This window comes from Pyrolobus fumarii 1A, assembly GCF_000223395.1.
GTDB lineage: Archaea > Thermoproteota > Thermoprotei_A > Sulfolobales > Pyrodictiaceae > Pyrolobus > Pyrolobus fumarii.
On sequence record NC_015931.1, the window covers coordinates 866,177 to 879,165 of the forward strand.

16 protein-coding genes are annotated in these 12,989 nt (G+C 52.4%); 8 read left to right on the forward strand and 8 right to left on the reverse strand.

Annotated features, from left to right (window positions below):
• The first annotated feature begins 63 nt into the window (after nt 1-63).
• The 8 genes from PYRFU_RS04550 to PYRFU_RS04585 all read left to right on the forward strand — a co-directional run bounded on the left by PYRFU_RS04550 (nt 64) and on the right by PYRFU_RS04585 (nt 7,618).
• Entirely contained in the window at nt 64-819 is a 756-nt protein-coding gene (locus PYRFU_RS04550; protein WP_014026461.1) for an isopentenyl phosphate kinase, read from the forward strand.
• Nucleotides 820-849: 30 nt separating this feature from the next.
• A complete protein-coding gene (gene fni, locus PYRFU_RS04555) occupies nt 850-1,974 on the forward strand; it encodes a type 2 isopentenyl-diphosphate Delta-isomerase (protein ID WP_014026462.1) in 1,125 nt (374 codons plus the stop codon).
• 15 nt (nt 1,975-1,989) lie between these two features.
• The gene (locus PYRFU_RS04560) at nt 1,990-2,982 is read left to right on the forward strand and encodes a polyprenyl synthetase family protein (protein WP_014026463.1); all 993 of its coding nucleotides are present in this window, start codon (nt 1,990-1,992) and stop codon (nt 2,980-2,982) included.
• Nucleotides 2,983-3,028: 46 nt separating this feature from the next.
• Nucleotides 3,029-3,538, forward strand: coding sequence for a DUF2118 family protein (locus tag PYRFU_RS04565; RefSeq protein ID WP_244403876.1), 510 nt, complete (start codon nt 3,029-3,031; stop codon nt 3,536-3,538).
• 142 nt (nt 3,539-3,680) lie between these two features.
• Nucleotides 3,681-5,453, forward strand: coding sequence for a glutamate--tRNA ligase (locus PYRFU_RS04570; RefSeq protein WP_014026465.1), 1,773 nt, complete (start codon nt 3,681-3,683; stop codon nt 5,451-5,453).
• Between the two features lie 27 nt (nt 5,454-5,480).
• The gene (locus tag PYRFU_RS04575; protein ID WP_014026466.1) at nt 5,481-6,257 is read left to right on the forward strand and encodes a ZIP family metal transporter; all 777 of its coding nucleotides are present in this window, start codon (nt 5,481-5,483) and stop codon (nt 6,255-6,257) included.
• A gap of 75 nt (nt 6,258-6,332) precedes the next feature.
• On the forward strand, nt 6,333-6,719 hold the full coding sequence (gene rpl7ae, locus PYRFU_RS04580) for a 50S ribosomal protein L7Ae (protein WP_014026467.1): 387 nt from the start codon (nt 6,333-6,335) through the stop codon (nt 6,717-6,719).
• 14 nt (nt 6,720-6,733) lie between these two features.
• Nucleotides 6,734-7,618 carry a geranylgeranylglycerol-phosphate geranylgeranyltransferase gene (locus tag PYRFU_RS04585; RefSeq protein ID WP_014026468.1) on the forward strand — a complete coding sequence of 295 codons (885 nt, stop codon included), beginning with the start codon at nt 6,734-6,736 and terminating at the stop codon, nt 7,616-7,618.
• Nucleotides 7,619-7,738: 120 nt separating this feature from the next.
• Here the strand turns inward: PYRFU_RS04585 and PYRFU_RS04590 are convergent, their stop codons facing one another.
• From PYRFU_RS04590 to PYRFU_RS04625, 8 genes are all read right to left on the reverse strand, one after another.
• Nucleotides 7,739-8,209 (reverse strand): hypothetical protein, encoded by a 471-nt coding sequence (locus PYRFU_RS04590; RefSeq protein WP_167827837.1) that lies wholly within the window; start codon nt 8,207-8,209, stop codon nt 7,739-7,741.
• A 179-nt stretch (nt 8,210-8,388) separates the two neighbouring features.
• Nucleotides 8,389-9,069: an energy-coupling factor ABC transporter ATP-binding protein gene (locus PYRFU_RS04595; protein ID WP_244403899.1), complete on the reverse strand. Its 681-nt coding sequence runs from the start codon at nt 9,067-9,069 to the stop codon at nt 8,389-8,391.
• Nucleotides 9,070-9,074: 5 nt separating this feature from the next.
• Entirely contained in the window at nt 9,075-9,716 is a 642-nt protein-coding gene (locus tag PYRFU_RS04600; protein WP_014026471.1) for an ABC transporter permease, read from the reverse strand.
• Nucleotides 9,717-9,721: 5 nt separating this feature from the next.
• Nucleotides 9,722-10,621 (reverse strand): ABC transporter substrate-binding protein, encoded by a 900-nt coding sequence (locus PYRFU_RS04605; RefSeq protein WP_014026472.1) that lies wholly within the window; start codon nt 10,619-10,621, stop codon nt 9,722-9,724.
• Nucleotides 10,622-10,768: 147 nt separating this feature from the next.
• Nucleotides 10,769-11,194 carry a nucleoside-diphosphate kinase gene (gene ndk, locus PYRFU_RS04610; protein ID WP_014026473.1) on the reverse strand — a complete coding sequence of 142 codons (426 nt, stop codon included), beginning with the start codon at nt 11,192-11,194 and terminating at the stop codon, nt 10,769-10,771.
• A 5-nt stretch (nt 11,195-11,199) separates the two neighbouring features.
• Entirely contained in the window at nt 11,200-11,385 is a 186-nt protein-coding gene (locus tag PYRFU_RS04615) for a 50S ribosomal protein L24e (protein ID WP_014026474.1), read from the reverse strand.
• Between the two features lie 5 nt (nt 11,386-11,390).
• Nucleotides 11,391-11,651, reverse strand: a complete 261-nt coding sequence (locus PYRFU_RS04620; RefSeq protein ID WP_048191605.1) for a 30S ribosomal protein S28e — start codon at nt 11,649-11,651, stop codon at nt 11,391-11,393.
• A gap of 57 nt (nt 11,652-11,708) precedes the next feature.
• Entirely contained in the window at nt 11,709-12,875 is a 1,167-nt protein-coding gene (locus PYRFU_RS04625; RefSeq protein WP_014026476.1) for an OBG GTPase family GTP-binding protein, read from the reverse strand.
• Nucleotides 12,876-12,989: the final 114 nt, after the last annotated feature.

The following is a 12,989-nucleotide window of genomic DNA, read 5'->3' on the forward strand; positions in this document are numbered from 1 at the left end:
CGTAGGGCGTACATGCTAAGTCCGACCACAGTTTAGACCTGTGACGTTCTCCGGTAGGGCAGTGTGGCCCGCCCATTGCTCGTTGTGAAGCTCGGCGGCAGCATAATCACTGAAAAAGAGCAGCCATTCACACCTCGACTCGATCTTCTCGAAGAGTATGCCGAAGTGCTCAAGAAGATAGCTAATGTGTATGACCTCGTTATAGTCATAGGCGGCGGTAGTTATGGACACTATGCTGTACGTGCTTGTCGGGAGGCTGGTGCCTCGCCACCCGAGACTCTGCATGTAGTTACAAATGCAATGCTCGAGCTTGCGATGCTTGTGTCCGAGATGCTCGCCTCTCACGGCCTCTATACTATCATCTACCCTCCACGAGCATTCTGTAAGCCGCGCGGCTTAGAGCCGAATTGTGAATGGAGGCGTGTGCGTGACGCTCTCGCTTCGGGGGCATATCCACTTGTCTTTGGCGATGCTTACCCCATACAAGGCGAGTATGGGATTGTCTCTGGTGATGAGTTGTCAATAGAGGCTGCTTGTAAGCTTGGTGGCCAAATTGTAGTGTTTACCACCAACGTACCGGGGGTAATTATCGGTGGGGAGGTTGTTGACATGCTTGATAGGGAGAAATTGGAGTATGCCCTGAAGACTGCTGGTGGGACACAAGGTGATGTAACAGGAGGGATGAGAAGAAAACTGGAGGCTATACTCGTGAATGGCTGTCCAGGTCTCCGTGTACACATTATAGACGGTAGGGACCCCGCTAACCTTGAGAAGGTTGTGTTGCGGGGCGAGAGGATAGGGACGCTAGTTATACTCTAGCTAGCCTCGGCCTCAGCGGGAGGAGCCACATTGCGAATATCCAATAGGAAACTTGACCACCTCTTGATAACAACCTACTATGACGTTAACCATAGCGTGACTACTCTGCTTGAAGAGGTTCTACCTGTACCACGTGCAGCGCCCGAAGCGAGTCTAGACGAGGTTGACCCGAGTATAACACTGTTTGGTAAGAGGATCGCGGCGCCAGTGATAGTCTCGGGCATGACGGGCGGACATCATATAGCATTAGAAATTAACCGTGCGATAGCTGAGGTTGTAGAAGAGCTTGGCCTGGGGATGGGCGTTGGTAGTCAAAGAGCAGCGGTAAAGGACCCCTCTTTAATAGACACCTACCGTGTTGTTCGTCGTGTTGCACCGAATGCATTGATAATAGGTAATATTGGTGCTGCACAGCTCGCGAAGATGAGTATAGATGATGTTGAGAAGCTAGTCTCTATGATAGAGGCTGATGCCCTTGCGGTGCACCTTAATGTGCCTCAGGAGCTGTTCCAGCCGGAAGGCGATAGAGACTTCCGTGGTGTGATAAAAGCTATCGAGAAGATTGTAGAAAAATTGAGTGTGCCTGTTATCGTGAAGGAGACCGGGCACAGCATAGACCCCGTTACGGTATCAAAACTTGTTAGCATTGGTGTGGAGTACATCGATGTTTCTGGTGCCGGTGGTACTAGTTGGGTGCGCGTCGAAGAACTGAGAGCGCGTAATGCTGGCGAGGCTAGCCTGGCTAGAGAGGCGAGCGTGTACCGTAACTGGGGGCTGCCTACAGCTGTGGCTATAGTGGCTGCTAGGTGGGCAGCACCCACAGCTTGTATACTGGCTGGCGGCGGAGTATGGAACGGTCTAGACGCACTACGAGCGCTGATGCTCGGTGCTGATGCTGTTACTGTGGCTTTGCCGGTGCTGCGTGCATATGCGGATAACGGTGTTGACGGAGTAATGGCGTTCCTCTCGCGGTATGTGAGTGAGTTGAGGAAGGGTATGCTAATGGTTGGCGCTCGTACACTACGTGACTTGTACGCAACTGATTATGCTTTGGGGCCGAGGCTATCATCGTATATCGAGAGTTTAGGCATTGACCCAGAGCTGTACAAGTATGCCAGCCGCGCTAGGCTTTACACGAGTAGAGCATGCCCCTAACATTGGGGCTCTGGCTTGCTGCAGGAGCGGATGAGGGAAATAGCGCGGCTGGTAACCGACTACATACTAAACGTGGTGAAGGGAACACCACAACAGCTGTACGACGCAGCGCTTCACTTGATAAAAGCTGGTGGTAAGAGAGTCAGACCCTTCATAGTCATAACTGTTGCTGAGGGCCTTGGTGCTAGTAGGGAGGCTGCTCTCCCGTTCGCAGCTGCGGTTGAACTCGTCCACAACTTCACCCTTGTACACGACGACATCATGGATCGTGACGAGTTTAGACGCGGTGTGCCTACTGTGCACAAGTTATGGGGTGAGCCCCTGGCAATAACAGCCGGTGACTTGTTATTCGCGAAGGCGTTTGAGGTGCTAGGCGAGGCTCTCGAGAAGGGCGTACCGGCTAACAGGGTAGCCGAGGCGTCAAGGCAGCTAGCGCGGGCCTCCGCCATAGTCGCTGAGGGTCAAGCTCTTGACCTGCTATTCGAGGATCTAGAGAGAGTTTCGATGGACGACTATATTGACATGGTGTATAGGAAGACTGGCGCGCTCTTCGAGGCTTCGGCGGTGCTCGGCGGCCTCGTAGCGACAGACGATGATGAGACGCTGAGCGCCCTTGCAGAGTATGGTAGGAATCTCGGAATAGCATTCCAGATACGTGATGATATACTTGGCCTCACGGGCGACGAGAAGATACTGGGCAAGCCTGTATACAGTGATATACGCGAGGGCAAAAAGACGATACTGGTGATATACGCGTTATCGAAGCTTGATGGTGATGCCAGGGAGAAACTACTCTCTGTCCTTGGTAAGAGGGGTGCGGCAAGAGAAGAGCTTGAGGAGGCCGCCCGTTTGATAATAGAGACTGGCGCGGTAGAATACGCCGAGAACGTCATGAAGGATTATGTTGGGCGTGCAAAAACAGCGCTGGGCAAGATAGACTTCGTGAATAGTGATGCGAAGAGGCTACTCGAAGAACTCGTAGACTTTATCGTGAAGCGCGAGAAATAGCCCTCTTTTAAACCCTTGTAGCGTCTCTACTTCTCTCGGGGTCGTGGTGGAGCCTAGAGATAGAAGGAACCCCTACCTGATACCAAGGCTTTACATTGAAGGAATTAAAGGCGATGAGTATCTCGTTGAGAGCGGTGAGGGAGTTTACAAGAGAAGCAAGAGTTGTCCAAGTGGCTCCAGGTGCTATGGTAAAGCGATATACGGTGTAGAGTTGGACTCGATACTTGACTTGTTGGAGAAGAAAGTTAAGCGCTCTTTCATAGTTGAGCCTGGCGATAAGCCCGGGGAGGGTATCCTGGTAGAGAGTGGTGTGCATGCAGAACCTATACCGGTGTCGGGAAAGAGGGCTGTCATTGAAGTACTGGAGGGTGACGAGGTTAAGGAGGGTGATGTGCTGGGCCTCATAGTGACTGGCAAGTATGAGTTGCGTAAAGTGCGTAGCCATGTTGATGGCATCGTTGTCTACATCTACTCGTCGCCCATGGGGCCGCCGGACGAGAACATAGTGTTCATAGTCCCCAGAGACCAGGTAAAGAGAATCAAAATTGAAGAGTGAGGACGTCTGATACACGTTGATGTCGTGCCTAAAAGTGTGGTTAGCCGCGCCCCGCCGTCTTTCGGGATTTTGTGCGTGACTAGTGTGAATCGTGAGTGGGGGCAAGGGTATTCTCTCTAAGGCTTTGTGAAGAGTACTGGGTGTGATTGTGAGTTTCGATGAGCGTGAGGTGCGTGAGGTTGCCCGCGCTTATGCATTGTTGAATGCAGTGCAGCATGGAGGCAAGGCTAGCGTGGGCGCGGTCATGGGCAAGGTGATGGCTGAGCGACCGGAGTGGCGTAGTGTAGCACGTCAGATTGTTGGTATTGTACGCGAGGTTGTAGAGGAGGTTAACAAGCTGAGTCTCGAGGAGCAAAAGAGGTTACTTGAGGAGAAGTACAGTTGGGTGCTTGAGAAGACGCGTAAGCCGCGCGCTGAGGAGAAGAAACTACCGCCTCTACCGGAAGCCGAGGAGGGCAAAGTAGTAACCAGGTTTGCACCTAACCCAGATTTCGTCATACACCTTGGGAACGCGCGTCCAGCTATACTTAGCCACGAGTATGCAAGAATGTACAAGGGCAAGTTTATCCTCCGCTTTGAAGACACAGACCCAAGGACCAAGAGACCGATGATAGAAGCGTATTCTCTCATCAAGGAGGACTTAGAATGGCTTGGCATCAAATGGGATGAGGAGTATGTGCAGAGCCTCCGCATGGAGATATACTATGACATAGCTCGGAAGCTCATAGAGAAGGGTGGAGCATATGTTGACGACCAGCCTGCAGAAAAGTTCCGAGAGTATCGCGACTCGGGCAAGCTGGCTGAGTATCCACCCAGGAGGAGAAGTCCAGAGGAGAACCTAGAGCTGTGGGACAAGATGCTTGAAGGTGCATTTGGTGAAGGGGAAGCCGTACTGAGGGTTAAGACCGATCCCTCACACCCCGACCCATCTGTGCGCGATTGGGTAGCATTCAGGATAATAGATACGAGCAGGACGCCACACCCCCTTGTAGGCGACCGCTACATAGTATGGCCCACATACAATTTCGCAGCTGCAGTTGACGATCATCTAATGGGTGTGACGCACATTCTACGAGCCAAGGAGCATATGCAAAACACCGTGAAGCAAAAGTTCCTCTACCAGCACCTAGGCTGGAAGTATCCACATGTAATACACTTCGGGCGCTTGAAGCTAGAAGGCTTCATAATGAGTAAGTCGGTCATGAAGAAGCTGATGGAAGAGGGGTTCTTCCTCGGCATCGATGACCCACGATTTGGCACTATCGCAGGACTGAGGAGGCGTGGTATCGACCCAGATTCTATCCGGAAACTCATCCTCGACGTGGGCGTGAAGGGCACAGACGCGTCAATAAGCTATGCAAATCTTGCAGCTGTCAACCGCAGCATAATAGACCCGAAAGCCAAGAGGTTCATGGTTGTGTTTGACCCGGTGGAGGTAGTAATCCAGGGCATACCGGGGCGCATAGAAGCAAACATACCATTTCATCCTGAGCGACGCGAGATGGGATCAAGGGTATTGGTGCTCCCTGCGGGTGAAGCTAGGGTATACCTGCCAAGGCGGGATATCGCGAAGGTTGGCGTGGGTGGGTGGATTAGGCTAGCCGAGGCCATCAACATAGAGATAGTCTCGATGGATGGTGACAGGGTTGTTGCCCGCTATAAGGGTACTAGTCTGGATGAGGCGAGGGCGAGACGTGCGCCAATAGTGCAGTGGGTGCCGGCAGGCGATGTAGTAGAAGTTACAGTGTTCATACCCGAGGGTCTAAGGTTGCGCGTTGAGAAGGGGGTTGGTGAGCCTGCTCTACGTGAAGTTAAGCGGGGTGATATAGTGCAGTTCCTTCGTGAGGGCTTCTATAGAGTAGATGCTGTTGCGGCGGAGCAGAATGAGGTCGTAGTTATATATGCCCACGATTGAGGAGAGATAGTATGAACTAGGTGAGCAATGATAGACATGATGCTAAGCGACACACTGTTGGTGGCTTTAGCGGCTGGTGGACTAGCTGCTCTTTTGACGTCTGTTGGCGCGCTTCTTGGCATACTATTTGGTTTATCCAGAGTCAAGCCTGAAAGGTTCCTAGACGTGGGATTGGCGTTCAGCGCTGGTGTAATGATTGTTGCGAGTTTTACGAATCTGCTTATGCCCGCTATGGAGGCGTGGAGTGCGCCACCGGCAATCCTCGGGCTTATAACCGGAGTTGTTGCGATGATAGCTGTGCACGTGATGTTACCGCACGAACATACAAGGAAGGAGGCCTACGAGGGACCATACTGGGGGCGTAAGCTACACGTTGCACTCCTGGTGTCATTTGCGGTCGTTATTCACAACTTCCCGGAGGGGCTAGTCATAGGCGCAGCCAGCGCCTATGATGTGAAATCGGGGCTCTTGCTAGGCCTGGCTATAGGTTTGCAAGACATACCCGAAGGTATCGCAATCATTCTACCGCTCTACTTGTCCACGGGGCGAGCGGTATACTCGCTAGCAGTCGGCATGTTAAGCGGATTATCCGAGCTCGTGATGGCGTTGCTTGGAGCAACTCTAGGTGAAAGTAGCATGGCGCTATTGCCCGTCCTCCTAGGTTTTGGTGCGGGTGCGATGATCTTCGTATCAGTACGTGAGGTCATACCTGAGAGCTTTAGAGAAGGGCATGAGGATGAGGCTACGCTGGGCTTCTTCCTAGGATTCATAATGATGTTGTTACTCGACTTGACGCTCTCCTAGCGCAGGCGTAGGTTTCATAAACTCTTGTCTAACACTCCGACCGGGCGACGACCCGGTCGGGGAGGAGGATGAGCCATGAGCAAGCCGTTCTATGTTAGGTTCGAGGTCCCAGCCGAGCTAGCCGAAAAGGCATACAAGGCGCTCGAGATTGCAAGGAAGACGGGCAAGATCAAGAAGGGTACCAATGAGACCACAAAGTGCGTCGAGCGCGGTCTTGCCAAGCTCGTGCTAATAGCCGAGGATGTAGACCCGCCGGAGATCGTTGCTCACCTACCCCTACTATGCGAGGAGAAGAAGGTACCGTACGTCTACGTGCCCAGCAAGAAGAGGCTAGGCGAGGCTGCGGGCATCGAGGTGGCTGCGGCTAGCGCCTGCATAATCGACCCTGGCGAGGCCAAGGACCTCGTAGAGGAGATCATCAAGGCCGTAAACGAGCTTAAGGCCAAGGCTGGTGTTAGCTAAACCGGTGTCCTTTTTTGAAACTCCTACATAAGCTATCAGGTTATGTAGAGCTTGTACGTCCTCATAACGTCCTTGTGGCGGTGCTTAACGGTATCGTTGGCTTCGTTACAGTGGCTTGGTTAACCGGGTGTTTGGACAACGCGTGTCTATACCCAGCATTAGCTGCGATAGCATTGGTTGCAGCAGGAGGCTATGTTGTTAACGACTATTTCGACGCGGATATTGACGCTATATCAAAGCCTTCGCGGCCGATACCCTCCGGGAGAGTCACGCCAGGCGAGGCTCACCTCTTTGCACTCGCGTTATTAGCGCTAGGAGTGTACGCCGGGTTCAGTCTAAGCATTTTGCACGGGCTCTACGCTCTAATTGTTGCAATGCTTCTCTATGCATACCCCGCTTGGATGAAGAGAAGACGTGCACTTACAGGTCATCTGACGGTAGCCGCTACCGGTGCATCGACGATAATCTATGGTGGTTTAGCAGCGGGGGTGTGTTGCAATTCTCTGGATGCATCGTTACTCGCTTCGAGTATACCAGCGGCTTACGCGTTCACCCTCATACTAGCAAGAGAGTTTGTAAAGGCGCTAGAAGACTTCGAGGGTGATAGTGCAAGAGGTGCAGCAACCATAGCGACAAGGTACGGTATTAGAACGGCACGTAGTGCCGCAATAGCGTTGTTACTTTGTGTTGCAGTTGCTGCACCTCTACCAGCGTTGATAGGGCCTTATGGCGCTGTGTATCTTGCGCTAGCATCTATGGTTATACTGTTGAACGTATACTCGATTAGGTTGTTGGTGAGAGGTGAATACCCCAAAGCGAGGCGAGCATTAAAGATAGCGTTTGGCTTTGGGGGGTTGGCGTTCCTGGCGGAACCAGTGTTAGCCCTAATACTGAGGTAAGGCTCGGCCGAGGGCCCCTGGGCTCCTCACCACTCAGGGGAAGGGGAAACTCCTCATCGCCACGTGAGTTGTGGGGCTTCAGCCCGAGTGCCCCCAAGGCTCCTCACGTATCTCGGCACCCTACGGTCTCTTCACCGCCCCGAGGCTCCTACCATCCCTATGCCAGGGTTTAACCTGAACGTCCATCGCTAGCCCAGCCTCTATGGCCATGGCAGTTGCTATCATATCCGCAAGTAGGGATGAGTTTGGCAGAGCTTTTCGAACTATATCCGCCTTATCAGAGACCGGATCATAGGCTATTATGCCAGTCCAGGCGGGCAAGCCTGCAATAGCATCGTATACGCCCCAGTCCGGTAAAGCAACATACACTCGATGAGCTAGGTGGCGTCTCCTCTCTACCTGCACCCGTAGCGAGTCGCGGTACAACACCTTCATCTCGACAATCAAGCCACGATAACCCCTTGACGTCTGTTTAACGGCGTAAGCGTCAACCTCCATACCCTCAATGACACGGTTGAGTAATGTATGGTAACCTAGACTGCGTAGGAGTCTAACCACAGCTCCTTGCATCATCAATGAGACTTCCTGCAACCTCCTACTTGTTAGTCATATACGGCGCACGAACGCCCCCTAAAACAGTTGAGAATAGCAAGCAGACCAATAAGACGATTATCCCCAGGCGTTCTATCGCATGCTAAAAGGTTTTACGTGCGTAAGAAGGATAGTGGTACATGGCTATGATGTGTTGTCCGCATTGCCGAGGCGGCACTCTAAGCCGCCCGTGGCGAGTGGTGCGCCCCGCCTGAGCCAACAATTCTCCCGTCAACAATCTCCACGATGCGTGCACCCAGTTTTGATAGAAATCCCGTATCATGAGTAGCTATTACCACGCTTGAGCCGTACTTTACAAGCTCGGCTAGTATATCAGCTAGCAAGGCCTTTTTGCTGGAATCTAGGTGGGATGTAGGCTCATCCAGAAGGAGATAGCGTGGCGAAGCTATGATAGCGCGTAGAATAGAGATTAGTTGTGCTTCGCCAGATGATAGAGACGAAGCCTTGCGATAAAGCAGGTTCCGAATACCGAGTTTCTCGGCAAGCATCTTAACTCTTAGTATAGCTTCTTGCTTCTTTACACCGCGCATCACTAGACTAAGTACAAGATTATCAAGTACAGAGCCACGCACAAGAACCGGCTCTGGATGCACATAAGCAACCAGCCTGCGTGCAGCAAGCTTGACCTGACGCTCAGCGCTCCAATAATCAACGCGGTCTATCAACACTCGTCCGCGAAGAGGGCGATAAAGCAGACCAGCTACTTTGAGCAGTGTGGTTTTCCCAGCGCCATTAGGGCCTACCACGCCAATAACTTGCTCTTCGTGGACTTCCAGGTTTACACCGCGTAGGACCCAATTTTTCGATCCCGGGTAGCGATACCAAACGTCTCTCAACACTAGCGTCAACTCTTGATCACCCTCTCGGCGATATACACGGTTATAGCTACTATCGCGAGTATCGTGACCAGCACCAAGCCTAGAAGTATGGCTAATTCATACTCTCCCTTAGAGACCTCCAGGGCAATCGCGGTAGTTATGGTGCGCGTGTAACCCCGTATATTACCTCCCAGCATCAGTGCAACACCAAGCTCGCCAATAGCTCTCGAGAACGATGCTAACGCAGCTGATATTATAACGTGTAGACTTTCGCGTAGCGCCAGAATGTGTGCAGAGATCTCGTCTGCCCCAAGGCTCAGTGCAAGCTCGTATATACGAAGATATGTGTGTCGTAGTCCTCTGACGCATAGGGCGATGAAGAGTGGGGTGACGAGGATGGACTCACCGATGATTATGGCTTGTGGTGTGTAGAGCAAGCCTAGGAAGCCAAGTGGGCCACTCCTGCTGAGCAGCATGTAGAGCAAGAGGCCTACTAATACCGTTGGTATACCAACAAGGCTCTCCGCTATACGTGCAACTAGAGTCCAACTCCGCATAACAGTCAGTACTGAGAGCGGAATGCACCATAGCGATGCAAGTGCAACAGCGGAAGCAGATACGTAAACACTCCTCACGATTATCTCGGCGGCCTCACCCCAAAGGCTCAAAATAACTACCCACCTTCGGCCAGCATCTGCCAGGCCTTCTCAAGCATGTCTTCGTGGCCTCTAGCAGGGTAGAAGAGCGGTTTACCATATTTGTCCAGCCCGTATCTACCAATAAGCTCTTGGTGCTCGACTACAAACTTCAGGAATTCGAGGGCAGCTTTCCGCTCGGCACCCGTGCACGTTGACACTAGGTAGACGCTATACACGTTGATGAGTTCGGTGCTATTGCTATAGAGTATCTCTAGGTGTGGTAGCTTCCCGTCAAGCTTTAGCTTTAAGAATGTGCCCGTATCGCTTAGTGTGTATGCGCCCAGCTCCTCGGCGATTATCAAGGTGCGTGCCATGCCCGTGCCCGATTCGATGTACCATTTATCGCGCCCAGGTTGAGGGTCAAGACCAGCCATCCTCCATAACATCCTCTCCCTGACATGTGTACCTGAGTTATCACCCCTGCTTACAAACACAGCCTTACCCTCGATGCCAGCCTTGTATATTCTCCTGAACGCGTCTATCGCGTCACTTGCTTCTCTCACACCGGCGGGATCGTTACTTGGCCCGACAATCACGAAATAATTGTATGCAATGATATGGTGGTTTTCGAGTATACCACGCTCTATGTACTTCTTCTCGAGGCTGGGTGCGTGTACGAATACCATGCACGCGTCTCCCTGGGCTGCTTTTCGAAGAGCCTCGCCACTACCAACTGCAATGTACTCTACGCGCACATCTGGGTGTAACTTGTGAAACTCGTCGGCAAGATAATCGAGTAGCCCGGTAGCATACAGACTAGTAGTTGTTGCAACACGAAGCCTTACACCCTCATGGGTGTTTATAACAAGGAAATAGCCCGCTGTAAACGCGGCTGCCACGAGCACTGCAATAAGTACGAGGCTTAGGGGCCTCATCTCCATCCACCGGGAATATCAGAAGGAATATAGGGTTGCACTAGAGCATAATCTGGCCGCTGCTCGTCGCTCCCGCCATCTTCTGAAATGTTGTGGAGGTGGGTAGGCAGCGATCCAATGTAATTTAAATTAAAACTAATGGTCTAGTTACCAGTCGATTATCTCATCGTCCTTGAAGAACACCTTGATTTCGTACTCTGCGCGCTCGGGAGAGTCAGACGCGTGTATCACATTCTCGCCTATACTGAGTGCAAAGTCGCCTCTGATAGTACCTGGTGGTGCTTTCCTACCGTCAGTGGGGCCTATCATGAGCCTTACTACACTAACAGCCTCGTCACCCTCTAGCACCATGCCAACAACAGGTGCGCTCGTCACGAAATTGATCAGCTCTTCGAAGAACGGCTTACCCTTGTGGATGTCGTACAGCTTCTCAGCCTCTTCCCTAGTCAGCTTTTTCATCTTCAACGCCTTAATCTTGAGGCCCTTCCTCTCAAACCGTGCTATAATCTCGCCTATGAGACCCCTCTTGACACCATCTGGCTTTATCATAACGAATGTCCTCTGGACGGCCATCCAGGTCACCTCTGCTGCGTGGCATACTTCTTAGTCCACTTTAACTTGCGTGGATCACGGCCAAGCTTCCATAGCTTGAAGCACTTGGAGCTGCAGAACCATAGGATGCTGCCATCGTTGCGTACATACATAAGGCCGGTGCCAGGCTCGATACCATGGCCACAATAGGAGCATGTTCTCCTCGCAGGCATCCACTTCACCTCCTCCTACCCAGCTTCCTCGCCTCGCGCTCAGTCTCGCGCAGGATTAGAATATCACCCAGACGTACCGGTCCCAGCACGTTCCTGGTTAACACTCTACCCTTATCACGACCCTCTAGGACGCGTACTCGTACCTGCGTAACCTCCCCAGTGACGCCAGTCCTGCCGATGATCTGTATGACCTCTGCCGGGAACCCTATGTCCTGTATAACGTTAACAGGGTCCTTATCAATGACCACGCGTTTCTCCTCACTCATACCCTTCTTCGCCCCTTGGGGTCCCCCGGCAACCACCCGTTTAAAGCTGTAGGAGGGCTACCTCTTGGCGTGTATCTCTACTATATCGCCATCCTCGAGTACGTGATCTGGCCCGACACGCTCACCCGGATATTTCGCAGAAGGGCCCCATATCTTGGCGTATGTGAAGTATTTTGCCAGATCGCTGTGTATCTTCCTAGCTGCGTCTAGGACTGTAGCGCCCTTTGGGAGTATAAGGGGTGTCTTGCTGACCTCGCCGTTCGGCTGCTTTGTATAGACGCGGATTATCCGGAGCATACGGAAGACAAACTCTCCAATCTTGTCAAGGTTGTAGTTACGAACCACCGACACAGGTATCAGTCCTATACCTCGCCCCTTTAGATGCTCGTAGAGCCTCTTGTATCGTTGTACTGCTCCAGGAACATCGACCTTATTAGCGATGACGAGTGTCGGCTTATAGGTCACCGGTTTAAATATCGCCTCTTCAATATCGTCGAGTGTCACCTCACCCTCTATCTCGACTACGGCAGAGTAGATACGGTAGGATGCGAGCAGCTTCTCCACGTCAGCTACGGTACCGTCGAGTATGCGCCCCCTAAGTTGCACCTTTACTCCTGGCCCGCCGCCCTTCCTAACCCTAACAACGCCCCTAGGCTTCTCGATAAGAACGCCATGCTCGCGCAATATCCTCTTAATATCCTCGTACTGTGCGACTGGATCCCTATCAAGGGCGACTACGAGTATGACGCCGTCAGCGTTTCTAGCCAAGCCTACTATGCGAGGCACGTATTGAGGAGCCTCATCTGTCAATGGTGGTGTGTCGATAAGCTGGAACTGGATATCCTCGTATTGTAGCATGCCTGGCACGGGTAGTGTTGTCGAGAATGGGTAGTCTGCTACGTGCGTCTTGGCCCCCGTTAGTCTCTGCACGAGTAGACTCTTGCCAGCATTAGGTGGGCCTAGTACGACGAGTTGCGCCGCGCCACTCTTCTCTATGAAGAATCTTGGTCCTCCACCGCCGCCCCTCCTCTGCTTGCGCCGCTCGAGCTCCTCGCGAAGCTCGGCTAGCCTGCGCCTAGCCCATAGCAATAGGTTCTCTGTACCCTTGTGCTTAGGGACGGCGGCCAGGAACTCCTCGAGCGCCTTGATCTTCTCTTCTATCGTCTTAGCCTCGCTGTACTTGGCTAGCTTGGCTCTAGCCTCAGCAGGCAGGTTCGCAGGCATTCTCTGCTCACCCCAAACTAGCCTGGGATAGAGCCTCGGATAGCCCCTACCCGTTACGTCACGAGAAGCGCGCCTAAAACGCGAAAAGGCGTGAAAACTGCAATAATCAAAGAT